We start from the raw sequence: 23868 nt of genomic DNA, 5'->3' as shown, positions 1-23868 counted from the left end.
GCCGGACATCGCGCAACACATCGCCCACCGGTGCGCAATGGACGCGCCTTGTCCGCCCGCGACCGCGGATCGTACCGTCGTGGAGACCCCGGAAATGCCCGCAACGTCCACCGCGAAGAGGTTCCATGGCGCCGCTGCGCACCGCGCTGTTCCAAGGCCCCGGCGGCGTCCCGCACTCCCGTGAGGACAGCCTCGCCGCGCTCGACGGGGCCGCCCGCAGGGCCGCCCGCGCCGGCGCAGGCCTGCTGCTCACCTCCGAGCTGTTCCTCACCGGCTACGCCGTCGGCAGTGCCCTGCCCGATCTGGCGGAGACCGCGGAGGGGCCCGGCGCCCGGCGCGTCGCGGAGATCGCCGCCGAGCACGGCCTCGCCATCGCGTACGGCTACCCCGAGCGCGACGGCTGCGCCCTCTACAACTCGGCCCAGCTGATCGGCCCCGACGGCTCCCGCCTGGCGAACTACCGCAAGACCCACCTCTTCGGCGAGTTCGAGACGACCTACTTCACGCCCGGCGACGAGCCCGTCGTCCAGGCCGGCGTGGACGGCGTCCGGGTCGGGCTGCTGATCTGCTACGACGTGGAGTTCCCTGAGACCGTACGGGCCCACGCGCTGGCCGGCACCGAGCTGCTGCTGGTCCCCACCGCGCTCATGCGCCCGTACGAGATCGTCGCCGAGACCGTGCTTCCGGCCCGCGCCTGGGAGAACCAGCTCTACATCGCGTACGCCAACCGCTGCGGCCCCGAAGGGGACTTCGACTTCACCGGGCTGAGCTGCCTCGCCGCGCCCGACGGGACCGCGCGCGCCCGCGCGGGCACCGCCGAGGACCTGGTCGTCGCCGACGCCGATCCCGAGTTCCTCAAGGCCTCCCGCGCCGAGAACACCTACCTCGGCGACCGCAGGCCCGAGCTGTACGGCTCCCTCGTCTGAGCCTCCTCACCCGCCGCACCGCCCGCATGTCCCGCAAGGAGAGCCAAGCCGATGACGTCCGTGCCCACCGCCGTCCATGACGAGCAGCACGCCGAGGCCCAGGAGCAGCCGCCGATCACCATGTTCGGCCCGGACTTCCCCTACGCCTACGACGACTACCTCGCCCACCCGGCCGGGCTCGGCTCGATACCCGCGACCGAGCACGGCACCGAGGTCGCGGTCGTCGGCGGCGGCCTGTCCGGCATCATCGCCGCGTACGAACTGATGAAGATGGGCCTCAAGCCCGTCGTCTACGAGGCCGACAAGATCGGCGGCCGGCTCCGTACGGTCGGCTTCGAGGGCTGCGACGGGGAGCTGACGGCCGAGATGGGCGCCATGCGCTTCCCGCCGTCCTCCACCGCCTTCCAGCACTACATCGACCTGGTCGGCCTGGAGACCACGCCCTTCCCCAACCCGCTGGCGCCCGGCACCCCGTCCACGGTGGTCGACCTCAAGGGCGAGTCGCACTACGCCCGCACGGTCGAGGACCTGCCCGAGGTCTACACCCAGGTCATGAACGCCTGGAACGCCTGTCTGGAGGAGGGCGCCGACTTCTCCGCGATGCAGCGCGCGCTGCGCGAGCGCGACGTCCCGAAGATCCGCGAGATCTGGTCGCAGCTGGTGGAGAAGCTGGACAACCAGACCTTCTACGGCTTCCTGTGCGACTCCCCGGCCTTCAAGTCCTTCCGGCACCGGGAGATCTTCGGTCAGGTCGGCTTCGGCACCGGCGGCTGGGACACCGACTTTCCCAACTCCATCCTGGAGATCCTGCGCGTCGTCTACACCGGCGCGGACGACGACCACCGCGGCATCGTCGGCGGCAGCCAGCAGCTTCCGCTGCGGCTGTGGGAGCGGAAGCCGGAGAAGATCGTGCACTGGGCGCAGGGGACGTCGCTGGCCACGCTGCACGGCGGCGAGCCGCGCCCGGCGGTGACCCGGCTGCACCGCACCGCGGGCAACCGGATCACCGTCACCGACGCGAGCGGCGACATCCGTACGTACCGGGCGGCGGTCTTCACCGCGCAGAGCTGGATGCTGCTCAGCAAGATCGAGTGCGACGACGCGCTGTTCCCCATCGACCACTGGACGGCGATGGAGCGCACGCACTACATGGAGTCGTCCAAGCTGTTCGTGCCGGTCGACCGGCCGTTCTGGCTCGACAAGGACGAGGACACGGGCCGGGACGTGATGAGCATGACGCTCACCGACCGGATGACCCGCGGCACGTACCTCCTGGACAACGGGCCGGACAAGCCCGCCGTCATCTGCCTCTCGTACACGTGGTGCGACGACAGCCTCAAGTGGCTGCCACTGAACGCGAACGAGCGGATGGAGGTCATGCTGAAGTCGCTGTCGGAGATCTATCCGAAGGTCGACATCCGCAAGCACATCATCGGCAACCCGGTCACCGTCTCCTGGGAGAACGAGCCCTACTTCATGGGCGCGTTCAAGGCGAACCTGCCGGGCCACTACCGCTACCAGCGCCGCCTGTTCACGCACTTCATGCAGGACCGGCTGCCCGAGGACAAGCGGGGCATCTTCCTCGCGGGCGACGACATCTCCTGGACCGCGGGCTGGGCGGAGGGCGCGGTGCAGACCGCGCTGAACGCGGTGTGGGGCGTGATGAATCACTTCGGCGGCAGCGCGGACGCGGCCAACCCGGGCCCGGGGGACGTGTACGAGAGCATCGCGCCCGTGGAGCTTCCCGAGGACTGAGCACCCCGGTGCGCCTCGACAGTGCCTTCTACGAGGATCTCAAGCGCGCCTGCGCGCTCAGCCCAGGGGCGTGAGCAGGAAGCGGCCGACCAGGCCGACCCCCTCGTCGATCCGCTCCGCGAACTCCCCGTACAGGTCGTCCGTATGCCGCAGACCCCACAGCACGCGGGACGCCGCCCACGCGGCGCTCCGTGCGCGGTCCAGGCTCCACGACCCCGCGAGGTGCGTGAGCGGATCGGCGACGTCCAGCAGATCGGGCCCCGGCATCAGGTCCTCGCGGATCCGCTCCTCCAGCGCGGCCAGCACATCGCCCACGCGCTCGAAGTCCGTCTCCAGCGAATCGGGGCCGCAGGCGAGGCTGCTGCACGTGTCGACCACGGCCAGCGCGAGATCGTGCCCGACATGGGCGTTGACGCCGGCCAGCGCGAACTGCAGCGGGCGTACGCCCGGGTGGCGGCGCTGCTGGAACAGCGGCCGCCAGCAGGCCGGGGGCCGCTGACCGGCCGCGGCGGCGTCGACGGCGGCGAGGTAGCGGGCGCCGAAGCGCACCGCCAGCTCGGAGGCGGCCTGCGGGTCCTTGAAGAAACCTTCCGACTCACGCCGGGTGATCTCCTCGGTGACGGCCAGGTAGACCCGGTTGAAGACCGCGACGCCGTCCTGCTCGGGCAGCGCGGCGCCGATCGCGCGCATCCGCTCCGCCACGTGGTGCAGGTCCGCCAGCGGAGTCGGGTGCCGAGTCGTCGTCATGCGCTCAGGGTGGCAGGGTACTTCGGAGAAGTACGGGGTGCAGCGCGCCGGATGACCGGAACGGCGTAATCGGATGCGTGGTGAAGCAAGGGGGGCGCGCGGAGCGCGCCCTCAGTCACTGCGGCCGGGACCGCTCCCGTAGGACGGCGCCAGGTCCGTGCCGTGCGCCAGATCCCCGCCGGACGACGTCGCGACGGCGATGGTGAGCGCGACCCCGGCCGCGGAACCGATGTACCGGGCGGTGTTGTTGGCGCCCGAGCCCATCGCGGCACGTTCGGCAGGCACGCTCTCCACAGCGAGGCGGGGGACACGTTCGCGAGCACGCCCGCGGCGGACGGGACGAAGAAAACCGCGGCCAGCGCCACGGCCGCTGCGAACGGCAGCCCCACCGGCGCCCGCAGCAGGACGGCTGACGCGCAATGCCGGGCCCGTGGGTCCGCCCCGTCACAGCGCCCCTGCCGCGCGGGCCGACCACACCGATGGATACAGCGGCCGGAAGCCCAGTTCGTCGGTGATGCGGGTGGTCGCCACCACGCCCTCCCACGGGTCCGCGAGCGGGCGGTCCGCCATACCGTCCGGCACCGGCAGGCCGTTCAGGGCATGCAGTTCGACCGCCGTGACGGGGCGTCGTCGGCGATGTTGTACGCGCGTCCCGCGGACGACACGGTGGCGGGCGCGCGCAGCAGCCGCAGCAGGCCCCGCGTCGCATCCGCGTGGTGCACCATGTGCAGCCGCTGATGCCCGGCCCAGCCGCCCGCCCACCGGATCGCCTGCGCCAGATGCGGACCGCCTTGCGGACATCGGCCTCCTCGCGCAGACCACCCACCACCACCTGCGCGCCCCGCGCCGCGAACGGCTCGCCGCGCGCCGGGTCGCGGACCAGGACGCGTACGGCCTCCTCCCCGCCGAGCCACTGCAGCAGCCGCGGTACGAACCGCTGCCCCACCTGGCCCGTCGCCCCTGTCATCAGCACCGTCATCGCGCTCTCCTCACTCCTGCCCTGCCTCTCGCGCCCAGCCTGCGACCGTGCGGGACCCGGCGGGAGAGACCCGCCGATCCCGGGACCGGCAGTCCCTGGTTGCGCGCCACCCGCCCGGCGATCCTGAAGTCATGGACCGCACCGAACTCGCCGACTTCCTGCGACGCAGCCGCGCCCGCCTCGCCCCGGGCGACGTCGGCCTGGCCGAGGGACCGCGGCGCCGTACGCCCGGACTGCGCCGAGAGGAGGTCGCGCACCTCGCCGGGATGTCCACCGACTACTACACGCGGCTCGAGCAGGGGCGCGGCCCGCGCCCGTCCCGGCAGATGCTGAGCGCCCTGGCCCGCGGCCTGCGGCTCACCGAGGACGAGCGCGACCGCCTCTTCCTGCTGGCGGGGGAGGAGCCCCCGCGAGACCGGCGCGCGGGCGGGCACATACGCCCCGGGCTGCTGCTGGTGCTCGACCGGCTCGACGACACCCCGGCCCAGGTCGTAGGCGACTGCGGGGACGTCCTCGCGCAGAACGCCATGGCGAAGGCGCTGACCGGGGACGTCTCGTCCCGGCCCGCCGCGCGGCGGAACATCGTCCGCCGCTGGTTCACCGAGCCCGGCGCCCGCGAGCTGTTCCCACCGGAGGACCACGACGAGCTCGGCCGCTCGCAGGTGGCGAACCTCCGGTCCGTGCTCGCCGCCCGCCCCGACGACGCGCGGGTGACCGGCCTCGTGCTCGAACTCCGCGCGGCGAGCGAGGAGTTCGCGGCGCTCTGGGACGAGCACGAGGTCGCGGTGCGCCGCTCGGCGGTGAAGCGGTTCCGCCATCCCGTGGTCGGGCTGCTCGAACTGGACTGCGAGGTGCTGCTGAGCAGCGAGCACGACCAGTGGCTGATCATCTACTCCGCTCGCCCCGGCAGCGAGTCGTACGAGCGGCTGCGCCTGCTGCGCGTAGTCGGCCTCCAGGACCTCGGCAGCCCCGCGTCCGCGCAAGAGCACTTCTGAGATCGGTGGGGCACTCGGCGGGCCGCAGACACGAGACGGCGGAAGGGGCCGGGGCGGGGTGGTCCCGGCAGGGGCGTAAAGGGTGATTTGTGGGCCGGCTTGCGACGGACTCGCAGAGGGCGAACAACCGTGCCGGCCCGTAAATCATGCAGCCCCAGAGGGACCACCCCGCCCCGGCCCCGACCCACGCACCGCCGCCGCCGACCAGCCGCTTCGCACCCGGTTTGCGAGCGCCTGCATGTCCCTGGCAATGCGGTGAAGCCGGGCCTACGGTTGATATATGGGCAGTGTTGAGGAGCACGAGGGCTGGAGTTCCGCCAGCTTCACCTGCCCCGTGTGCAAGCAGCCGGTACCGGCGGTGGCGACGAAGCGGCGCAAGGTCTTCGGCGCGTACGTCCCGGTCTGGGAACCGGGGCCGTGCGAGAACCCGGATTGCCCGCTGAACGCCGAACCGCGGAGCCCCGGATCGGACGACGAGCGCGAGGACGACGTCACGGACGGCCCGAAGGAGCCTCAGCGCGGCTAGCACCCCGCCCCGCCACGCCCGCCGACGCGGCGCTCCGCCCCGCCGAGCGCAGCACCCCCGCGCCCACCACAAGACCGAAGGCCAGCACCGTGACCAGGCCGAACGACGCCGTGAGCGAAGTGGCGTCGGCGATCGAGCCGATCGCGGAGGGGGCGATCAGGCCGGAGGTGTACGTGATGGTGGCGACCCCCGCGATCGACTGGCTCGGAGCGGGACCGCTCCGGCCCGCCGCGGCGAAGGCCAGCGGGACGACCACGGAGACGCCGAGACCGATGAGCGCGAAGCCGCCCATGGCCATCACGGGGTGCACGGCCGTCACGACCAGCACGCCGCCCGCCGTCGCGAAGACGCCGCCTGCGCGCACGGTCCGTACCGGCCCGAAGCGCTCCACCACCGCGTCGCCCGCCAGCCGCGCCGCCGCCATCGTGCAGGCGAAGGCGGTGGTGGAAGCGGCGGCCAGGCCCGCGGAGGTGCCGAGGGAGTCGCGCAGATAGACCGCCGACCAGTCCAGGCTCGCGCCCTCCGCGAAGACCGCGCAGAACCCGACCGCGCCGATGACCAGGGCGGACTTCGGCGGCAGCGCGAAGCGGGGCGGCGGGTGCTCGTCTGGGGCGCTGCGCAGGTCGAGCACGCCGTGGCAGGCGATCGCGCCGAGCGCGGTGAGGACGGCCGCCGCGATGGCCAGATGGGCGCGGGCGTCCAGATCGGCGTGGGCCGCGACCGTACCGGCCGCCGAGCCCGCCAGCGCGCCCGCGCTCCACATCCCGTGCAGCCCCGACATGATCGACCGGCCGAGCCGCTCCTCGATCTCGACCCCCAGCGCGTTCATCGCGACGTCCGACATACCGGCCGTGGCGCCGAAGACGAAGAGCGCACCGCACAGCGCGAGGAGGTTGGGGGAGAAGGCGGGCAGGGCGAGCGCGGCCGTCCAGAGCGCGAGCAGCCCGCGGAGCGCGGCCCGCGCGCCGAAGCGGTGGCTGATCCGCCCCGCCAGCGGCATCGCCACGGATGCGCCGATCGCCGGGAAGGCGAGGGCGATGCCGAGCTCGCCTGCGCCGATGCCGGTGTGGTCCTGGATCCAGGGGATGCGGGTGGCGAAGTTGCCGGTGACCGCGCCGTGAACGGCGAAGACGGCGGCCACGGCCACGCGCGCCCGGCGCAGCCGCTGCTCGGAGAAGGCGCTCCGGCCCCCCGCTCCACCCGTGGCGCCCGTGCTCTCCATACAGCCAGTCCTCCCCGACAGCACCCCGGCCCGTCAAAACCTGCAAACTATCAGGGACCCTGCCTGATAGATAGCCGCCCACGGGGCAGCATCTGAAAGGATCCGGGCGTGACACCGACACGCGTGCACCCGGCCGGCCGCACCGCCTCTCCGAGCACGGCCCGGGCCATCAACGACCGGCTGGCCCTGCGGCTGCTTCAGGAGGAGGGCCCGCTGACGGCCGGCCGGCTCAAGGTGCTGACGGGGCTGTCCCGGCCGACCGTCGCCGATCTGGTCGAACGGCTGCAGGGCGCCGGGCTGATCGCGGTGGTGGGCGAGGCGGGCGCGGAGCGCCGCGGCCCCAACGCCCGGCTGTACGGGATCGTCGCCGACCGCGCGTACCTGGCCGGAGTGGACGTCCGTACGCGCGGGGTGGCCGTCTCGGTCGCCGACCTGCTCGGGCGCACGCTCGCCGAGGCGTCCCTGCCGGTCGACCCGGCGGGAGACAAGGCGCTGACGGTCGAGAGCGCGGCCGCCCTGCTGGAACGCACGGCGGCCGAAGCCGGGGCGCCGGAGCTGCACACGGTCGGCGTCGGCGCGCCCGGCCTCGTCGACCCCGCCACCGGAGCCCTCCGCGTCACCGGCACCCTGCCGGCCTGGCACGGCGAGCTCGTCGCAGAACTGCGCCGCCGACTGGGCATCCCCGTGCTGCTGGAGAACGAGGTCAACCTCGCCGCCGTCGCAGAACAGCGGCTCGGTGCCGCCCGCGACCGCGACACCTTCGCGCTGCTGTGGCTGGGCCACGGCGTCGGCGCGGCCGTCGTACTCGACGGCCGCCTGCGCCGGGGTGCCTCGGGCGGCACCGGCGAGATCGGCTTCCTGCCGGTGCCCGGCACGGGCGGTCTGCCGAGCGCGACGGGGTGCGAAGGGGGGTTCCACTCACTGACGGGCAGCGCGGCGGTGTGCGCGCTGGCACGCGAGTACGGGCTGGGGGCGGCCGCGCAGGGAAGCCGCGGGCCCGCCGCCGAGAACGGAGCCGGAGCAACGCCCCTGGCGGGCATGTCAGTTGCGCCCGGTCCGTCCTCCGACGCCGCGGCGGCGGACGTCCCGACCGCGTCTTCGGCGCGCTCTTCCCACGCACCCGCCCTGGAACGGCCGGGTGGCGATGGTGCGGACGACGATGCCTCGGCGGCAGCCGCGACCGTACGGGCCGCGAGGGCCGCGGGGGAGCGCGGCGAGGCTTTTCTCGACGCGCTGGCGGCCCGTATCGCCCTGGGCGCGGCCGCGGTTGCGGCCGTCCTCGACCCGGGCTGCGTGGTCCTCGGCGGCGAGACGGGCCGCGCGGGCGGCGATGACCTCGCGCGGCGGGTGGGTGAGCACCTCGTCCGGCTGTCCCCGCTGCCCACCGAGGTCCGAGCGGGCACGGTCGGCGGGGGCGGGGTCCTCCGCGGCGCGGTCGTGACCGCCATGGACGCGGCCCAGGACGCGCTGTTCACGACGGGCGGCCGGTAACCGCCCAGGCGGGCGGCACCACCCCCTTCGGGAACCTGAACGCCCATGGCGTGGGCGAAGCAGCCGCGGGCCGGGTGGACGCCGCGATGCGCGCCGTGGTCGGGCCACGCGGTCCCTGCGGCCTGAACGGCAGCGGGAGAGACGGGCTACCGCCGAGACGGCCGCGGCGGAGCAGCTCCTCGCCTTCATGGACGCGAGCGGGTTCGATGCGGTGGCGGACCTGTTCCGGCCAGTGCGGGCGAGCCGGGCGGCTCTGTCGCACCGGGCGGCTCTGTCGCACCGGGCGGCTCCGTCGCACCGGGTGACGTCCGGGCTGCGGGCTGTGAGGCAGCCCACAGGCCCCCGCCCGCATGGTCGCCGACCGACCGTGGCAGACTGGACGCGTACCAGTGACGTCAGCGCACTCCGGGGTCGGTGAAACTCCGAACCGGCGGTTAAAGTCCGCGACCCGTCCGCATCCAGCGGCCGGTTGACCAGGTGAAACTCCTGGACCGACGGTTAAAGTCCGGATGGGAGGCAGTGCGCGGCGGGCAAGCACCGGTGCGCCGCCGCCCCGGCGGTCCGTCCGTTACCGCGGACAGTCCGTACGATCCGGCCTCGGCGTCCCCGATGCGCTGTTCCCGCTCATGTCATCTCGACAGCCCCGGAGTCCGTGCCCGAAGAGGCAGGAGGACCCGGTGGCCACCACTACGGCCGAAGCCGACGCGATGCGCCGCGCCGTCGCGCTCGCGGCCCGCGGTCTCGGATCCACCAGCCCCAACCCCGTTGTCGGGTGCGTGATCCTCGACGCCGCCGGACAGATTGCGGGCGAAGGCTGGCACCGGCGCGCCGGAGGCCCGCACGCCGAGATCGAGGCCCTGCGTGACGCGGGGGACCGGGCCCGCGGCGGCACCGCCGTCGTCACCCTCGAACCCTGCAACCACACCGGCCGTACGGGCCCCTGCGCCCAGGCGCTCACCGACGCCGGTATCGCCCGCGTCGTCTACGCCGTCGCCGACCCGCACGCCGTCGCGTCCGGTGGCGCCGCCACGCTCGCCGCGGCCGGGATCGACGTGGAGGGCGGGCTGCTCGCCGACGAGGCCGAGGCGGGCAACATCGCCTGGCTCACCTCCGTACGCCGCGGCCGCCCCTTCGTGCTCTGGAAGTACGCCGCCACCCTCGACGGCCGGATCGCCGCCGCCGACGGCACCAGCCGCTGGATCTCCTCGCGGGAGTCCCGCGCCGATGTGCACCGGCTGCGTGCCCAGGCGGACGCGGTCGTCGTCGGCTCCGGCACCGCCCGCACCGACGACCCCCAACTCGGCGCCCGCGCCCGCGAGTCCGGCCTGCTGGACTCCGAGATCACGCAGCCGCTGCGGGTCGTCGTCGACAGCAACGCCGCCGTCGTCAAGCCGGGCGCCCGCGTCCTCGACGGCACGGCACCGACCCTGATCGCCGTCGCCGAGGACGCCGACGCCACGCCCCTGGAAGGCCTCGCCCCGGTCGTACGGCTGCCGCGCGCGCCCCTCGGACGCCGGGGCCTGAGCATCCCCGCCCTCCTCGATGCCCTGCACGAGCGCGAGGTGCGCTCCGTGCTGCTGGAGGGCGGTCCCACCCTCGCCGGGGCGTTCTTCGCCGTGGGCGCCGTCGACAGGGTCGTCGGCTATATCGCCCCCGCACTGCTCGGCGCGGGTCCGGCCGCGCTCGCCGACGCCGGAATCAGCACGATCGCACAGGCGTTGCGGCTCGACGTGACCGAAACCGCCCGGCTCGGCCCCGACCTGCGTATCACCGCCGTCCCCACCGCCTCCGCCACCGCCCCTTCCTCCGAGGAGAGCTGACGTGTTCACCGGAATCGTCGAAGAACTGGGTGAGGTCGTCGCCATCGACGACCTCGGCGACGCCAGCCGCTTCCGACTGCGCGGCCCGATCGTCACCGAAGGTGCCAAGCACGGCGACTCGATCGCCGTCAACGGCGTCTGCCTCACCGTCGTCGACTTCGGCGGCGGCGAGTTCACCGCCGATGTGATGGCCGAGACCCTGAACCGCTCCAGCCTCGGCGCCCTCGCCCCCGGCTCCCGCGTCAACCTCGAACGCCCCATGGCGCTCGGCGGACGCCTCGGCGGCCACCTCGTCCAGGGCCACGTGGACGGCACCGGCACCATCGTCGAGCGCAAGCGCGCCGAGCACTGGGAGATCGTCAAGATCTCGCTGCCCGACGACCTGACCCGGTACGTCGTCGAGAAGGGCTCCATCACCGTCGACGGCATCAGCCTCACCGTGGTCGACGCCGGGCCCGACTACTTCACCGTCAGCCTGATCCCCACGACGCTCGCCCTCACCACTCTCGGCATCAAGGAGCCCGGCGACCCGGTCAACCTCGAAGTCGACGTGATCGCCAAGTACGTGGAGCGGATGCTCGCCACGGGCGAGGGCCCTGCCGCGAGTGCCACCGCGGAGACCGCCAAGTGAGCGCCCTCGACTGGCTGAACGGACAGGCCTTCGAAGCCTTCGACCAGCGCGTCATCTGGTCCGACATGATCGGCAACACCATCGGCCTGATCGCCCTCGCGCTCGGCTGGCGCCGCTCCATATGGACCTGGCCCACCCAGTTCCTCGCCGGTGTCATCCTCGTCGCCGCCTACGCGTCCGCGCAGCTCAGCGGAGGGGTCGGCAAGCAACTCCTGGTCATCGGCGTCGCGCTCTGGGGCTGGTTCCAGTGGCAGCGCGGCCGCCGCGACCAAGGCGGGGAGATCGCCGTACGGTTCGCCACCTGGCGGGAGCGCGGGGTGCTCGCCGCCGCCACCGCCGCGGGCACGCTGACCGTCGGCGGCCTCTTCACCGCCATCCCCGAACTGTCCTGGAACCCCTGGCCCGACGCGTACATCTTCGTCGGCACCCTCGCCGCGATGGTCGCCCAGGCCCGCGGCCTCGTCGAGTTCTGGTTCGCCTGGATTCTCGTCGACCTCGTGGGCGTACCGCTCGCGTTCAGCAGCGGACTGGCCTTCTCCGGCCTCGTCTACGTCGTCTACTTCGTCCTCGTGCTGTGGGGCATGCGCGCCTGGTGGCTGCGCACGCGCAGCGCGGGGCCCGCCCTGGAAGGAGCAGCGGCATGACCGCACTGCAGAGCTGGTACGACGTCGGGGACGAGGAGGAGCTGCGGCTCGACCCCGTCGAACTCGCGATCGCCGAGATCGCCGCCGGGCGGCCTGTCGTCGTCGTGGACGACGAGAACCGCGAGAACGAGGGCGACCTCATCCTCGCGGCGGAGAAGGCCACCCCCGAGATCGTCGCCTTCATGATGAGCGAGTGCCGCGGCCTGATCTGCGCGCCCATGGAAGGCGACGACCTCGACCGGCTCGACCTGCCGCAGATGGTCGAGGAGAACACCGAGTCGATGCGGACCGCCTTCACCGTCTCCGTCGACGCCTCCGCCGAGCACGGCGTCTCCACCGGCATCTCGGCGGCCGACCGGGCCACCACCCTCCGCCTCCTGGCCGCGGGCACCGGGCCCGAACCCACCAGCGCGCCCGGCGACTTCGTACGCCCCGGCCACATCTTCCCGCTGCGCGCCCGCCCCGGCGGCGTGCTCGTCCGCAACGGCCACACCGAGGCCGGCGTCGACCTCGCCCGCCTCGCGGGCCTGCGCCCCGCCGCCGCGATCGTCGAAATCGCCGCCGAGGACGGCACCATGATGCGGCTGCCCGAGCTGGTCCCCTTCGCTCGCAAGCACGGCCTGGCGATCATCTCCATCGAGGACCTCATCGCGTACCGGAAGGCCGCGGAGCCGACCGTACGGCGCGAGGCCGAGACCCGGCTGCCGACCGAGTTCGGTGACTTCCGGGCGTACGGCTACCGCTCCACCGTCGACGGCGTCGAGCACATCGCCCTCGTCCAGGGCGAGATCGGCGATGGCGAGGACGTCCTGGTCCGGGTCCACTCCGAGTGCCTGACCGGCGACATCTTCCACTCGCTGCGTTGCGACTGCGGTCCGCAGCTGCACGCGTCCCTGGCGCGGGTCACCGCCGAGGGGCGCGGCGTGGTCATCTATCTGCGCGGGCACGAGGGGCGTGGCATCGGCCTGCTGTCCAAGCTGCGCGCGTACGAGCTGCAGGAGCGCGGCCGCGACACCCTCGACGCCAACCTCGAACTCGGCCTGCCCGCCGACGCCCGCGACTACGTGGCGGGCGCCCAGATGCTGGCCGACCTCGGCGTGCGCAGCCTGCGGCTGATGACCAACAACCCGGAGAAGAGCGAGGCCCTGATCCGGCACGGGCTGCGCGTCACGGGACGCGAGCCGATGCCCGTCAAGGCCGGCGAGCACAACCTGCGCTACCTGCGCACCAAGCGGGACCGGATGGGGCACGACCTGCCGTGGCTGGACGCCGAGCGCGTCTCGGCCTGCAGCAACCAGTGAACCCCCCGGCAAGAACCGAACCACCAGCACAGAACAGCACCAAGGAGAGACGTGAGCGGTAAGGGCGCCCCAGAACTGACCGTGAAGAACTGCCGCGACCTGCGCGTGGCCGTGATCGCGGCGCAGTGGCACGAGAAGGTGATGGACGGCCTCGTCGACGGCGCCATGCGCAAGCTGCACGAGCTGGGCATCGACGAGCCGACGCTGCTGCGCGTGCCGGGCAGCTTCGAGCTGCCGGTCGTCGCCAAGGTCCTCGCCGGGCGCGGCTACGACGCGATCGTGGCCCTCGGCGTCGTCATCCGCGGCGGCACCCCGCACTTCGACTACGTCTGCGAGGGCGTCACCCAGGGCCTCACCCAGGTCTCGGTCGACACCGGCGTCCCCGTCGGCTTCGGCGTGCTGACCTGCGACAACGAGCAGCAGGCCCTCGACCGGGCCGGCCTGGAGGGCTCGACGGAGGACAAGGGCGACGAGGCGGCCACCGCCGCCGTCGCCACCGCGGCCCTGCTGCGCTCGGTGTCGGAGCCCTGGCGGTGAGCGCCCGGGCGGAGAGCGGGTCCCGCGACCCCGTAGGCTAGGGCCACCATGGCGAACAAGACTTTCGAGGAGCTCTTCGCCGAGCTCCAGCACAAGGCCGCCACCGGCGACCCCGGCACGTCCCGCACCGCCGAGCTGGTGGGCAAGGGCGTGCACACGATCGGCAAGAAGGTCGTCGAGGAGGCGGCCGAGGTGTGGATGGCCGCAGAGTACGAGGGAGCCGACCGTACCGCCGAGGAGATCTCCCAGCTGCTCTACCACCTTCAGGTGATGATGGTGGCCCGGGGGATCTCGCTCGACGACGTATACGCTCATCTCTGAGCGCCGCAAAGCGCCCAGGCTCGTACCGGAACCACCCCAGCACCCCGTCACCCGTACTGATCCGAAGGAATGTCACCCCATGCTGCGCATCGCCGTCCCCAACAAGGGTTCACTGTCCGAGCCTGCGTCGGCGATGCTGCATGAGGCCGGATACAAGCAGCGCAAGGACCGCCGCGAACTCGTCCTCGTCGACGCGGAGAACGAGGTGGAGTTCTTCTTCCTCCGCCCCCGGGACATCGCCGTCTACGTCGGCTCCGGCCGGCTCGACATCGGCATCACGGGACGCGACCTGCTGCTCGACTCCGGCGCCGACGCCGAGGAGATCCTGCAACTGGGCTTCGCGGGCTCCACCTTCCGGTACGCGACCCGCCCCGGCACCGCCACGGACGTCAAGGAGTTCGGCGGCATGACCGTCGCCACCTCCTTCCCCGGCCTGGTCACCCAGCACCTCGCCGACAACGGCGTGGAGGCCTCCGTCGTCCGCCTGGACGGCGCGGTGGAGACCGCGATCAAGCTCGGCGTCGCCGAGATCATCGCCGATGTCGTCGAGACCGGCACCACCCTGCGCAACGCGGGCCTGGAGATCATCGGCGAGCCGATCCTGGAGTCCGAGGCCGTCGTCATCCGGGGCAACGGCACTGACGTGGACGACCCCAAGATCCAGCAGTTCCTCCGCCGCATGCAGGGCGTCCTGGTCGCCCGGCGGTACGTGATGATGGACTACGACATCCGCGTCGAGCATGTGGAGCGGGCCGTGGCGCTCACCCCGGGCCTGGAGTCACCGACCGTCTCCCCGCTGCACCACGAGGGGTGGGTTGCCGTCCGCTCGATGGTCCCTTCCAAGGACGCCCAGCGGATCATGGACGAGCTCTACGACCTCGGCGCCCGCGCGATCCTCACCACCGGCATCCACGCCTGCCGCCTCTGATGTCCGAGCCCTCGTCCCCGCCCGCCGGTCCCCCCGCCCTGCCCGTCACCTTCCGGCCGACCCGCACCCGGGTCGTCCTGCTGACCACGGGCGCGGCGCTGTTCGCCGTGCTCACGGTCATCGCCGTGCTGCTGCCGTCGCTCAGCGGCGGGGAGCGGGCCAGCTTCGTCCTCACCGGGCTGCTGTTCTTCCTGGTCCTGCTGCTGCTCAGCCGCCCCAAGGTGGTGGCCGACGCGGGCGGCGTCACGGTGGTCAACCTGACCACCAAGCGCCGCCTGGAGTGGGCCGCGGTGCTCCGCGTGAACCTCCGCCCCGGCGACCCCTGGGTCCTCCTCGACCTGGCCGACGGCACCAGCCTCCCCGCCATGGGCATCCAGCCGGGCATCGCCAGGGCACAGGCCGTCAGCGACGCCCGTACGCTCCGTGCCCTCGCCGAGACGTACGGTACGGGGACACCCGCCATGTGAGACGGATCGCCCGCTGCGGGAGCCCGGCGTCGGCCGGGTGTCTTCGCAGAGAAATCTCCAGTGATTACTCTTGTCGCGGCGGCGCCGAAGGCGCCGTCGCCCCGTACCGCGGAGCCGCGCGCAGCGCGGCTCGCGGGGCCACCCTGCTCATCGAGGAGTGACACCCTCCGCACATGGACGGATCGTCCTGTAGTACCTGCGCCGCCCCCTCCCACGAGGCGGCGGCATCATGACCATCCCGCTACTTTTGCTCGGCGCGGCCCTGCTGCTGATCCTCGCCAACGGCTTCTTCGTCGCGGCCGAGTTCGGCCTGGTGACCGTCGAGCGCCCCGAGGCCGAGCGCGCCGCCGCCGAGGGCGACCGCCGCGCCCGCACCGTGGTGAAGTCCCTGCGCGAGCTCTCCTTCCAGCTCTCCGGCACCCAGCTCGGCATCACCATCACCTCGCTGGTGGTCGGCATGCTGGCCGAGCCCGCCCTCGCCCACCTGCTGGCCGGGCCCTTCGCCGCCACCGGACTCCCGGAGGGCGCCGTCCCCGGCGTCGCCGTGGTCGTCGGCATGCTCACCGCGTCCGCCGTCCAGATGGTGATCGGCGAGCTCGTGCCCAAGAACTGGGCGGTCTCCCGGCCGTTCCAGGTCGCCCGCTTCGTCGCGGGACCGCAGCACGCGTTCTCCCGCTTCTTCCGCCCGGTCATCGCGCTGCTCAACGCCGTCGCGAACCGGCTCGTACGGGCCCTCGGCGTCGAGCCCACCGAGGAACTGGCCTCCGCCCGCACCCCCGACGAGCTCGTCTCCCTGGCGCGGCACTCCGCCCGCGCGGGCGCCCTCGAGCCGGACACCGCCGACCTGTTCGTACGCACCCTGTCACTCGGCGAGCTGACCGCGCAGCACGTGATGACCCCGCGGGTGCGGGTCAGCGCCCTGCAGTCCACCGCGACCGCCGAGGACGTCCTCAACCTGACCCGCGCCACAGGCCTGTCCCGCTTCCCCGTCTACCGGGAGCGGCTCGACGAGGTCGTCGGCATGGTCCACCTCAAGGACGCGCTCGCGGTCCCCGCACACGAGCGGCTCCGCACGCCCGTCGGCCGGGTCGCCGTACCCCCGCTGCTGGTTCCGGAGACCCTGCCCGTTCAGCCGCTGCTCGAGCAGCTGCGCAGCGAACAGCCGATAGCCGTGGTCGTCGACGAGTACGGCGGAACGGCCGGGGTCGTCACCCTGGAGGACATCGTCGAGGAGCTCGTCGGCGAGGTGCGCGACGAGCACGACGGCGACGATGTGCCGCAGCTCGCCGCGGCCCACCCGGAGGACGGCCGCCCGGCCTGGGACGCCGACGGCAGCTGCCGGGTCGACGCCCTCCGCCGGATCGGGCTCGAGGCGCCCGAGGGTCCGTACGAGACGGTGGCCGGTCTGGTCGCCGATCTGCTGGGGCGCATCCCGGCGCCCGGCGACACCGCGGAACTGCCGGGCTGGCGGCTGCGGGTCCGGATGGTCGAGCACCACCGCGCCGAGCGGGTCCGTATCGTCCTGGCGGACAGCGCGATGGCGGCCGTCCGATGAGCGCGTTCCAACTCCTCTTCGCCCTCCTCCTGGTGCTGGGCAACGGCCTCTTCGTGGGCGCCGAGTTCGCGCTGGTGTCCGTGCGCCGCAGCCAGATCGAGCCGCTCGCGGCCGAAGGCTCCTCCCGCGCCCGGACCGTCCTCCAGGGCCTGGAGAATCTGCCGCAGATGATGGCGGCCGCCCAGTTCGGCATCACCGTCTGCTCACTGACCCTCGGCGCGGTCGCCGAACCGACCGTCGCGCACCTCCTGGAGCCGGTGTTCCACGCCGCGCACGTGCCCGGCGGGCTGATCCACCCGCTCGGGTACGCCATCGCGCTCGCCGTGGTGGTCTTCCTGCACCTCGTCGTCGGCGAGATGGTGCCGAAGAACCTCGCCATGGCCGCGCCGGAGAGGACCGCGCTGTGGCTCGGCCCGACCCTGGTCGGCTTCGCCCGGCTCTGCCGGCCGGTCACCGCGTTCTTCGGCGCCTGCGCCCGGTTGGTCCTCCGGGTCTTCCGGGTGGAGCCGAAGGACGAGGTGGAGGCGGTGTTCACCAGCGAGCAGCTGACCCACCTGCTGGAGGACTCCCGGCAGGCGGGCCTGCTCGACCCCGGTGAGCAGGAGCGGCTCGCCGACGCCCTCGAGCTGGGCAGCCGCCCGGTCACCGAGGTCCTGCTCGACCGCGCCGGTCTCGTCACCGTCGATGCGACGGTGACCCCGCGGCAGGTCGAGGAACTGACCGTGCGGACCGGCTACTCCCGCTTCCCGGTGGTCGCCTCGGGCGCGTTCATGGGCTATCTGCACGTGAAGGACGTCCTGGACCTGGAGGAGGCGGACCGGGCGGTGCCGCAGCGGGTGTGGCGGCCGATGACGACGCTGCGGGCGGAACTCCCGCTGGACGACGCGCTCACCGTGATGCGGCGGGCGGCCAGTCACCTTGCGCAGGTGGCGGACGCGTCGGGCCGGGTGCTGGGGCTCGTCGCCCTCGAGGACGTGCTGGAGATGCTCGTCGGCGAGGTCCGCGACCCGGCGCATCGCGCCGGACCTGTCCGACCGCGGCAGCCCATGCCCAGTGCCCCGGCGCAGCCGCCGGAGTCGGTCCCGATGCCGGTGAACTAGTCGCCCTGTTGTGGGCATTCGTTCCCAAGCTGTGGGCAGTCGTTCCGCTGGGGCGGAAAGGGTGGGCACAGCGACCCGCACCCGGCAACGGTGCGCCACTCGCCGCCGGGGGTTGCCGTCTCGTACGCGGCTGCACGCCGGTGGCCCCGTTGTGCCCCCCGTTCCGCCCCGCGGAACGCATGCCCACAACGCGTGCTAAAGCGGGGGGTCCTGGTGGGGGCCGGGGTCCTTGGGGCCGCGGCCCGAGAGGACCTCCCCGTACGCCTGCATCAGATCCGGCAGCCGCAGCGTCGCGAGGTCCTCCCGGTTCGGCGTCCCCGCGTACCCGGACAGCCGCAGATCCCGGTACGCACAGCTCTTCTCGTACAGCGTCCGCAGAAAGCGCCCGTTGCCCAGCTCGTCGATCCACCCCTGGTCCACTACGTGCCCGCTGATGCTGCGCAGCTCGTCGACCGCCTCCTCGTCCCAGCAGTCGCCGTTCTCCGCCGCCAGCACCTCCCCGATCTTCGTCAGCTCCAGCGGGCGGTAGCTGGGGAAGTCGACCCGGGTGGTGAAGCGGGAGCTCAGTCCCGGATTGGTGGCGAGCAGCCGGTCCATGCCCTCGGGGTAGCCGGCGAGGATGACCACCAGCCGGTCACGGTTGTCCTCGGCCCGCTTCAGCAGCACCTGCAGCGCCTCGTCGCCGTACGCGTCGCCCTTGCTGTAACCGGTGTTGGAGAGGCTGTACGCCTCATCCACGAACAGCACCCCGCCGAGCGCCGAGTCGATCAGTTCGTTGGCCTTCACCGCGGTCTGGCCGAGGAACTCGCCGACCAGGTCCGCGCGCTGCGCCTCGACCAGGTGGTCCCCGCCGAGCAGCCCGAGCGCGTAGAACACCCGGCCCAGGATCCGGGCCACCGTGGTCTTGCCCGTGCCCGAGGGGCCCGAGAAGACGAAGTGCCGCTTCGGCGGCTGCACCGGCAGGCCCTGCGAGGCGCGCAGCCGCGCCATCCGCAGCTGCGCCGACAGCGCCTTCACCTGGCGCTTCACCGGCTCGAGCCCGACCATCCGCTCCAGCTCCGCCAGCGCCTGCTGCAGCAGCACGGGGTCGGAGGGGCCCGCGGGCAGCGGGGGCTGCGAGGGCTGGACCGGGATGACGGCCTTCTCGCGTACGGCGCTGTCGGCGTCCACCGGGGCCGTACCGGGCAGCAGTTCGTCCGGGTCCCCGGGAATGGCGGGAAGCTCCCGGCCGTCGCCCGCACCGTCGGGCGAGAGCAGGTCGGGATCTGCCGTCGCGTCCAGCATGTCCTGCCCGATCCCGGCGATGGACACGGCGGCCAGGCCGCCCGGCTCGTCCAGGCCGTCCCCCTCGGAGATCGCCGCGAGCCGGGCCGCGGTGTCCATGAAGGCCGGGTCGACCCGGTGCACGGCGCGGTAGAGCGGCAGCGCGGCGGCGCTCCGGCCGGTGCCCTCGTGGGCGCGGGCGAGCCAGTAGCGCAGCTCCTTGCGCTGCGGCTGCTCGCTGCGGCAGCGCATCAGGGCGGCCGAGAGCAGCGGTTCCGCCTGCCCGTACATCTCCAGGCGCACCCTGGCCATCCCGCCGAACAGGCCCGCCTCGATGCCCAGCAGCGGGTCGTTGAGCAGCGGCTCGGTGTGCCGTACGAGCTGCTCCCAGTCCTTGACGAGATAGGCGCGGCAGGAGTGCAGGAAGCGGACCTGCGGGTCGGTGTCCACGGGCGGGCAGCCGGCCAGCGCCCGGTCCAGCTCGGGCACGTGCCGGCCGTCGAGCCAGTGCGAGGCGTGCGCGAGCAGCAGATCGCGCGAGCTCTCCAGGACGGGCTGGACCCACCAGCCCAGCCAGTACCAGGAGTTGAGCGCGCGGCGGTGGCGGGCGCGCTGCTCGCCGAAGCGGTCCCGGTGGCGGTACATCCGCAGCAGCGCGGTCGTGGTGTCCACGCGCAGCGCGTGCAGGCCGAGCCATCCGTCGGCCATGCCCGGGTCGAGCCGGACCGCGGTCCTGAACTCCTCCTCGGCCTGCGCGTACGCGCCCATGGTGTAGGCGTCGACGGCGCGCAGCCAGGCGAGATCGGCAGGGGCTTCCGAGCCCTGAGAGCCGATGTCCATCACGTCCCCCACCCACCCGTGCCCCCGTGACGCCGGGCGTCTGCCGGGCGGCGGCCATCCGGAACCGCCGCATTCTGGACGGGAGTTGCCGCGCCGCGCCTCCCGCAACGCATCGTACCTGCGACATCGCCGGTCGCCGAGGTGCGGCGCGCTGACGATCGTTGAAGGAGACGCTATCCGGTCAGCCACGAGCGGGGGAACGAAGGCGCGGAAAGGGGCGGTGACCGAGGGTGAGTGAGCCTCCGTGCCAAGCGCCCGAAATGGGCTTCCTGTGCGGATCCCGGCCGGGTCCCGGCAGTACGAAGCCCCCGATCACGGGGGAACAACCGGGGGCTTCGCATCTATGGGGCGGCCTTCGAAGACCGCACATTGAGAACGTAAGACCTGTACGGCCCCCAGGTCAAGCCGAGTTGAGTGAGGTGCCCGGCGCGCCGGACAGGCGGCTCGGCGGGCTTTGCGGGCCATGCTCACCCAGGGTGAGGAATTGGGGCCCTCACGCGGTCGCAACAGGGCCCGTGAGCATCACGTAACCCTCATTTCTCTGCTGTACCAGGAGATTGGCGTACGGTCGCGAAGGGTCGGCGGCGAAATGCAGCCGTTCCGCTTCGGTCCAGCCGTCCCAGAATCCGGTGAGGTCCGCTCCGTCGCGCCGGCGGCCGCGTTCCCACGACGTGTGCTCCGGCACCTCCAGCCACAGCAGGCAGGCCAGGTGCGGACGCAGGGCGCGGCGTCCGGCACCGACACCCTCGACGAGGACGACCGGGGCGGGCCGGAGTTCCTCCTGGCGGGCGAAGCGGCGCCGCACCCAGTCGTACGTGCGGTAGCGGGCGGTACGGCCGAGGGAGAGCGGGGTCAGGACCTGCTCGTGGAACCGGTCGGTCCACGCGAACATCTCGTCGTGCGTCGCCAGATCGTCCAGGTGCACCACCGGCGCGCCGCCGAGCGCGGCGGACAGGCGCCCGGCGAAGGTGCTCTTGCCGGAGCCCGCGTGGCCGTCGACGGCGACCAGCCGCACCGGTCCGCACGACGGCGGCAGGGCGCGCAGCCGGCGGGCGAGCGCGTCGAGCGAGGCCGGGGGAGGGGCGGAGAGAGGTGTCGGCGTCGCAGGGTCCACACGGCTCACCCTACGGTCCCTTCGGCGGACGCCGCGGGGCGCGTCCCTGGTCACGTCAGTGGTCTCCACCAATATTGGTTCGGCGACGCGCGGACTATCTCTGGCCGAAGCGCATCCGGACCGGAGATAGTTGAGCATCTGTCGTGCAACTGTCCCACTTGATGACGATGGGGGACCTTCCGTCATGACCAGACCCACCCCACGGCGCACCGTGCTGGCCGCCGCGCTGGCGGCCGCGGCGGGCACCGCGTCCGCGTCGTCCGCGCACGCCGGCCCGCCTGCCGCCACCGGCTCCGGCACCGCTTCGGACTCCGGCACCGCTTCCGGTTCCGGAGGCTCCGGAAGTGCCGGAAGCACCGGATCGGGAAAGGGGGGCGCCCGCGTGGACTACCACGGCTGGACCACGTACACCGACTGGCGCTGCGGCACCGCCCGCGGCACCCGCGCCGAGGCGGGCTCCCGGGCCGGCCTCGTCATCGGGACCCCGGCCGGCCGTACCGACTACGCCGACCCCCACACCGGCAAGACCAAAACCTGGGAGTACGCGACCTGGACCGCCCCGGTCCGCAAGCTCGGCACGCCTGCGAGCGAGCTCGTCGCCTCCTGGAACGCCCGCACCCCGGCCGGCACCTGGCTCCAGGTCGAACTCCTCGGCACGTACACGGACGGCAAGGACACGCCGGCGTATGTGCTCGGCCGCTGGGCCGCTGGCGACGCGGACATCAAGCGCACCTCGGTCGACGACCAGACCGACGGCAAGAGCACCATGTGGACCGACACGTTCTCCATCGACGACACCGCGAGCGGCCTGCGCCTCGCCTCGTACCGGCTGCGGCTCACGCTCTACCGCAAGCCCGGCAGCGACCTGACGCCCACGGTGTGGCGGCTCGGCGCCATGGCCTCCGACATCCCGGACCGCTTCGAGGTGCCCGCCTCGAAGCCGGGTGAGGGCGCTGGGCGCGAGCTGAAGGTCCCGCGCTACTCGCAGAACACCCACGTCGGCCAGTACCCGGAGTACGACAACGGCGGCGAGGCCTGGTGCAGCCCCACCTCCTCGCAGATGGTCATCGAGTACTGGGGCCGCAAGCCCACGAAGGAGGATCTGGCCTGGGTCAACCCGGACTTCGCCGACCCACAGGTCTGCCACGCGGCCCGCTTCACGTACGACTACCAGTACGAGGGCTGCGGCAACTGGCCCTTCAACTCCGCGTACGCCGCGACGTACAAGGACCTCCAGGGCATCATCACGCGGCTGGGGTCGCTGGACGACGCCGAGAAGCTGATCGCCGCCGGAATCCCGGTGATAACGTCCCAGTCCTTCCTGGAGTCCGAACTCGACGGCGCGGGCTACGGCACGGCGGGTCACCTGATGTGCGTCATCGGCTTTACGGCGGACGGCGACGTCATCGCCAACGACCCGGCGAGCGCCAACAACGACGCGGTCCGCCGTGTCTACAAGCGACGGCAGTTCGAGAACATCTGGCTGCGGACCAAGCGCTACGACGCGAACGGGAAGGTGAGGAGCGGCACGGGCGGTGTCGCGTACCTGTACTGGCCGGCGAAGCCGACGCCGGGGCAGGCAAGGGTGCTGCGGGAGCTGGGGATTCGCTGAGCATCTGCGCCCCGAAGGTCGCGTCGACGAACGGGCGGCAACGCTCACTGCCGTCGAGGGTGAGGTGACCGCAGCGGTCCACCGTGATCTTGATGGAGCTGTGCCCCATCCAGCGGGACACCTCGTGGATGGGAACGCCGTTACTCAAGGTCACGGTGGCCCATGTGTGGCGCAGATCGTGCGGGGTGCGTCAAAGCCTGGAAGGCTCCGTTCATCCACCCGCATCACTGGGTTGTCGGGCCGACAGCGCAGGCTGCTTTCGCTGCCCGTCGCGCCGCACGTGTTGCTGACGCCGGCCGTACCGAGTCATGCCCCGCGGCTTGAACACCGACAGGGTCGCGGCAACGACCAGCACCAGGAGGGCGGCGCCGGCGTCAGCCACGAGTTGGATCCTCATCCCAGTCAGATCGGCGCTGGACAGGGCATTCCCGGCGGCGGCGCCTGCTACGTGGCTGACCACCTGCATGTGCACCAGCAGGAGGACGGTCGCGACGACGTTGATCAGCAGTTTGAACAGGATCCAGTAGTGCCGGAACAAGCCCCACGTGGTGCCCAGCGCCTGGATGAGCCCGGTGAGCAGGGAGGCGAAGCTCAGCGGGACGAGAACGAACCAGCCGGTCACCTCCATCGCGACATATGCGCCACGGACCTTCTGAGGATCCTGGCCGGCCAGGCCGGCGATGGCGAGGGCGAGGAAAGCGGCGACCGCGCCGAGCCAGCCGACCGAGGAGGTGACATGCGCCGTGAGCGCGACCTTGCGGAGAGGGGGTGTCATGGTCATCGCGGTCAGTGGCCGCCCATGTCGCCGCCGATGGTGTGCATGAGAACGAACGCCACGATCAGGGCTGCGATGAAGGCGGCCCCGAACGCCTTCACCCAGCGCGGTGCGCCGGTGGTCGATACGCGGTTCGGCCCCACGCCGGTGCCGTCGTCGGTCGCGCCCTTGGGCTCCGGGTGGGGAGGTGGGACATCCATGTGAGTGATCTCCTCTGCCGCGCGCGGTTGCCGAGCTCTCTTGAAGGCCAGTGTTTGCGAGACACTCTGTCTCTGTCAAGTCACACTGTCGTGCCCCCGTCGCCACGTATAGTGGTGTG

22 protein-coding genes, 3 pseudogenes and 1 riboswitch are annotated in these 23868 nt (G+C 72.5%); of the genes and pseudogenes, 16 read left to right on the top strand and 9 right to left on the bottom strand.

Going from position 1 to position 23868, the window contains the following annotated elements; translation table 11 throughout:
• Nucleotides 1-125: 125 nt before the first annotated feature.
• Both ACTWP8_RS07850 and ACTWP8_RS07845 read left to right on the top strand, forming a co-directional pair.
• On the top strand, nt 126-926 hold the full coding sequence (locus ACTWP8_RS07850) for a carbon-nitrogen hydrolase family protein (RefSeq protein WP_443321408.1): 801 nt from the start codon (nt 126-128) through the stop codon (nt 924-926).
• A 51-nt stretch (nt 927-977) separates the two neighbouring features.
• A complete protein-coding gene (locus tag ACTWP8_RS07845; protein WP_443321407.1) occupies nt 978-2681 on the top strand; it encodes a flavin monoamine oxidase family protein in 1704 nt (567 codons plus the stop codon).
• 57 nt (nt 2682-2738) lie between these two features.
• Here the strand turns inward: ACTWP8_RS07845 and ACTWP8_RS07840 are convergent, their stop codons facing one another.
• The 3 genes and pseudogenes from ACTWP8_RS07840 to ACTWP8_RS07830 form a co-directional block, all read right to left on the bottom strand.
• The gene (locus ACTWP8_RS07840; RefSeq protein ID WP_443321406.1) at nt 2739-3428 is read right to left on the bottom strand and encodes a DUF5995 family protein; all 690 of its coding nucleotides are present in this window, start codon (nt 3426-3428) and stop codon (nt 2739-2741) included.
• A gap of 111 nt (nt 3429-3539) precedes the next feature.
• Nucleotides 3540-3734: pseudogene (locus tag ACTWP8_RS07835) on the bottom strand (MFS transporter); the annotation flags it as partial.
• A gap of 138 nt (nt 3735-3872) precedes the next feature.
• Nucleotides 3873-4407: pseudogene (locus ACTWP8_RS07830) on the bottom strand (NAD(P)H-binding protein).
• A 131-nt stretch (nt 4408-4538) separates the two neighbouring features.
• On the opposite strand from ACTWP8_RS07830, the gene ACTWP8_RS07825 reads away from it, so the two are divergent.
• On the top strand, nt 4539-5402 hold the full coding sequence (locus tag ACTWP8_RS07825) for a helix-turn-helix transcriptional regulator (RefSeq protein WP_443321405.1): 864 nt from the start codon (nt 4539-4541) through the stop codon (nt 5400-5402).
• Between the two features lie 280 nt (nt 5403-5682).
• A complete protein-coding gene (locus tag ACTWP8_RS07820; RefSeq protein WP_443321404.1) occupies nt 5683-5928 on the top strand; it encodes a hypothetical protein in 246 nt (81 codons plus the stop codon).
• Here the strand turns inward: ACTWP8_RS07820 and ACTWP8_RS07815 are convergent.
• Nucleotides 5894-7150 carry an MFS transporter gene (locus ACTWP8_RS07815; protein ID WP_443321403.1) on the bottom strand — a complete coding sequence of 419 codons (1257 nt, stop codon included), beginning with the start codon at nt 7148-7150 and terminating at the stop codon, nt 5894-5896. The two genes, ACTWP8_RS07820 and ACTWP8_RS07815, sit on opposite strands and share 35 nt — an antisense overlap.
• Before the next feature lie 108 nt (nt 7151-7258).
• Between ACTWP8_RS07815 and ACTWP8_RS07810 the strand changes: the two genes are divergently transcribed.
• The 11 genes from ACTWP8_RS07810 (at nt 7259) to ACTWP8_RS07760 (ending at nt 17945) form a co-directional block, all read left to right on the top strand.
• Complete coding sequence (locus ACTWP8_RS07810; protein ID WP_443321402.1) at nt 7259-8641, top strand: ROK family transcriptional regulator; 1383 nt, start codon at nt 7259-7261, stop codon at nt 8639-8641.
• A gap of 396 nt (nt 8642-9037) precedes the next feature.
• A riboswitch (FMN riboswitch) is annotated at nt 9038-9168 on the top strand.
• A gap of 180 nt (nt 9169-9348) precedes the next feature.
• Nucleotides 9349-10461, top strand: coding sequence for a bifunctional diaminohydroxyphosphoribosylaminopyrimidine deaminase/5-amino-6-(5-phosphoribosylamino)uracil reductase RibD (gene ribD / locus ACTWP8_RS07805; RefSeq protein ID WP_443321463.1), 1113 nt, complete (start codon nt 9349-9351; stop codon nt 10459-10461).
• Between the two features lies 1 nt (nt 10462).
• Complete coding sequence (locus ACTWP8_RS07800) at nt 10463-11092, top strand: riboflavin synthase (RefSeq protein WP_443321401.1); 630 nt, start codon at nt 10463-10465, stop codon at nt 11090-11092.
• The gene (locus ACTWP8_RS07795; protein ID WP_443321400.1) at nt 11089-11736 is read left to right on the top strand and encodes a nicotinamide mononucleotide transporter family protein; all 648 of its coding nucleotides are present in this window, start codon (nt 11089-11091) and stop codon (nt 11734-11736) included. The genes ACTWP8_RS07800 and ACTWP8_RS07795 overlap by 4 nt, the downstream gene beginning before the upstream one ends.
• Nucleotides 11733-13037, top strand: coding sequence for a bifunctional 3,4-dihydroxy-2-butanone-4-phosphate synthase/GTP cyclohydrolase II (locus ACTWP8_RS07790; RefSeq protein WP_443321399.1), 1305 nt, complete (start codon nt 11733-11735; stop codon nt 13035-13037). The genes ACTWP8_RS07795 and ACTWP8_RS07790 overlap by 4 nt, the downstream gene beginning before the upstream one ends.
• A gap of 51 nt (nt 13038-13088) precedes the next feature.
• Nucleotides 13089-13574, top strand: coding sequence for a 6,7-dimethyl-8-ribityllumazine synthase (ribH, locus tag ACTWP8_RS07785; RefSeq protein WP_443316620.1), 486 nt, complete (start codon nt 13089-13091; stop codon nt 13572-13574).
• Between the two features lie 48 nt (nt 13575-13622).
• The gene (locus ACTWP8_RS07780; protein ID WP_443316621.1) at nt 13623-13895 is read left to right on the top strand and encodes a phosphoribosyl-ATP diphosphatase; all 273 of its coding nucleotides are present in this window, start codon (nt 13623-13625) and stop codon (nt 13893-13895) included.
• 79 nt (nt 13896-13974) lie between these two features.
• Nucleotides 13975-14823: an ATP phosphoribosyltransferase gene (gene hisG / locus ACTWP8_RS07775; RefSeq protein ID WP_443321398.1), complete on the top strand. Its 849-nt coding sequence runs from the start codon at nt 13975-13977 to the stop codon at nt 14821-14823.
• A complete protein-coding gene (locus tag ACTWP8_RS07770) occupies nt 14823-15290 on the top strand; it encodes a PH domain-containing protein (RefSeq protein WP_443321397.1) in 468 nt (155 codons plus the stop codon). The genes hisG and ACTWP8_RS07770 overlap by 1 nt, the downstream gene beginning before the upstream one ends.
• A gap of 229 nt (nt 15291-15519) precedes the next feature.
• Complete coding sequence (locus tag ACTWP8_RS07765; protein ID WP_443321396.1) at nt 15520-16845, top strand: hemolysin family protein; 1326 nt, start codon at nt 15520-15522, stop codon at nt 16843-16845.
• A complete protein-coding gene (locus ACTWP8_RS07760) occupies nt 16842-17945 on the top strand; it encodes a hemolysin family protein (protein ID WP_443321395.1) in 1104 nt (367 codons plus the stop codon). The genes ACTWP8_RS07765 and ACTWP8_RS07760 overlap by 4 nt, the downstream gene beginning before the upstream one ends.
• 195 nt (nt 17946-18140) lie before the next feature.
• Here the strand turns inward: ACTWP8_RS07760 and ACTWP8_RS07755 are convergent, their stop codons facing one another.
• A complete protein-coding gene (locus ACTWP8_RS07755) occupies nt 18141-20048 on the bottom strand; it encodes an AAA family ATPase (RefSeq protein WP_443316725.1) in 1908 nt (635 codons plus the stop codon).
• A 493-nt stretch (nt 20049-20541) separates the two neighbouring features.
• Nucleotides 20542-21162 carry a uridine kinase family protein gene (locus ACTWP8_RS07750; RefSeq protein WP_443321394.1) on the bottom strand — a complete coding sequence of 207 codons (621 nt, stop codon included), beginning with the start codon at nt 21160-21162 and terminating at the stop codon, nt 20542-20544.
• Between the two features lie 184 nt (nt 21163-21346).
• Between ACTWP8_RS07750 and ACTWP8_RS07745 the strand changes: the two genes are divergently transcribed.
• Nucleotides 21347-22774: a peptidase C39 family protein gene (locus ACTWP8_RS07745; protein WP_443321393.1), complete on the top strand. Its 1428-nt coding sequence runs from the start codon at nt 21347-21349 to the stop codon at nt 22772-22774.
• Nucleotides 22775-22868: 94 nt separating this feature from the next.
• Here the strand turns inward: ACTWP8_RS07745 and ACTWP8_RS07740 are convergent.
• The 3 genes and pseudogenes from ACTWP8_RS07740 to ACTWP8_RS07730 all read right to left on the bottom strand — a co-directional run.
• Nucleotides 22869-22949, bottom strand: a pseudogene (locus ACTWP8_RS07740) (tyrosine-type recombinase/integrase); the annotation flags it as partial.
• A 36-nt stretch (nt 22950-22985) separates the two neighbouring features.
• Entirely contained in the window at nt 22986-23549 is a 564-nt protein-coding gene (locus ACTWP8_RS07735; protein ID WP_443321392.1) for a hypothetical protein, read from the bottom strand.
• 11 nt (nt 23550-23560) lie between these two features.
• Nucleotides 23561-23749, bottom strand: coding sequence for a hypothetical protein (locus tag ACTWP8_RS07730; RefSeq protein ID WP_443321391.1), 189 nt, complete (start codon nt 23747-23749; stop codon nt 23561-23563).
• Between the last annotated feature and the right edge of the window lie 119 nt (nt 23750-23868).

Source organism: Streptomyces sp. 7N604, from assembly GCF_052245475.1.
GTDB lineage: Bacteria > Actinomycetota > Actinomycetes > Streptomycetales > Streptomycetaceae > Streptomyces.
This window is presented reverse-complemented; position numbering and strand designations above follow the sequence as displayed.

Excerpts from the sequence above, each read along its gene's own strand:
- ACTWP8_RS07735 (WP_443321392.1), bottom strand. The coding sequence starts at position 23,549 with ATGACACCCCCTCTCCGCAAGGTCGCGCTCACGGCGCATGTCACCTCC.
- ACTWP8_RS07790 (WP_443321399.1), top strand. The coding sequence starts at position 11,733 with ATGACCGCACTGCAGAGCTGGTACGACGTCGGGGACGAGGAGGAGCTG.
- ACTWP8_RS07825 (WP_443321405.1), top strand. The coding sequence starts at position 4,539 with ATGGACCGCACCGAACTCGCCGACTTCCTGCGACGCAGCCGCGCCCGC.
- ACTWP8_RS07755 (WP_443316725.1), bottom strand. The coding sequence starts at position 20,048 with ATGGACATCGGCTCTCAGGGCTCGGAAGCCCCTGCCGATCTCGCCTGG.
- ACTWP8_RS07765 (WP_443321396.1), top strand. The coding sequence starts at position 15,520 with ATGACCATCCCGCTACTTTTGCTCGGCGCGGCCCTGCTGCTGATCCTC.
- ACTWP8_RS07845 (WP_443321407.1), top strand. The coding sequence starts at position 978 with ATGACGTCCGTGCCCACCGCCGTCCATGACGAGCAGCACGCCGAGGCC.
- ACTWP8_RS07745 (WP_443321393.1), top strand. The coding sequence starts at position 21,347 with ATGACCAGACCCACCCCACGGCGCACCGTGCTGGCCGCCGCGCTGGCG.
- ACTWP8_RS07770 (WP_443321397.1), top strand. The coding sequence starts at position 14,823 with ATGTCCGAGCCCTCGTCCCCGCCCGCCGGTCCCCCCGCCCTGCCCGTC.
- ACTWP8_RS07760 (WP_443321395.1), top strand. The coding sequence starts at position 16,842 with ATGAGCGCGTTCCAACTCCTCTTCGCCCTCCTCCTGGTGCTGGGCAAC.
- ACTWP8_RS07815 (WP_443321403.1), bottom strand. The coding sequence starts at position 7,150 with ATGGAGAGCACGGGCGCCACGGGTGGAGCGGGGGGCCGGAGCGCCTTC.
- ribD (WP_443321463.1), top strand. The coding sequence starts at position 9,349 with ATGCGCCGCGCCGTCGCGCTCGCGGCCCGCGGTCTCGGATCCACCAGC.
- ACTWP8_RS07820 (WP_443321404.1), top strand. The coding sequence starts at position 5,683 with ATGGGCAGTGTTGAGGAGCACGAGGGCTGGAGTTCCGCCAGCTTCACC.
- ACTWP8_RS07840 (WP_443321406.1), bottom strand. The coding sequence starts at position 3,428 with ATGACGACGACTCGGCACCCGACTCCGCTGGCGGACCTGCACCACGTG.
- ACTWP8_RS07730 (WP_443321391.1), bottom strand. The coding sequence starts at position 23,749 with ATGGATGTCCCACCTCCCCACCCGGAGCCCAAGGGCGCGACCGACGAC.
- ACTWP8_RS07780 (WP_443316621.1), top strand. The coding sequence starts at position 13,623 with ATGGCGAACAAGACTTTCGAGGAGCTCTTCGCCGAGCTCCAGCACAAG.
- hisG (WP_443321398.1), top strand. The coding sequence starts at position 13,975 with ATGCTGCGCATCGCCGTCCCCAACAAGGGTTCACTGTCCGAGCCTGCG.
- ACTWP8_RS07850 (WP_443321408.1), top strand. The coding sequence starts at position 126 with ATGGCGCCGCTGCGCACCGCGCTGTTCCAAGGCCCCGGCGGCGTCCCG.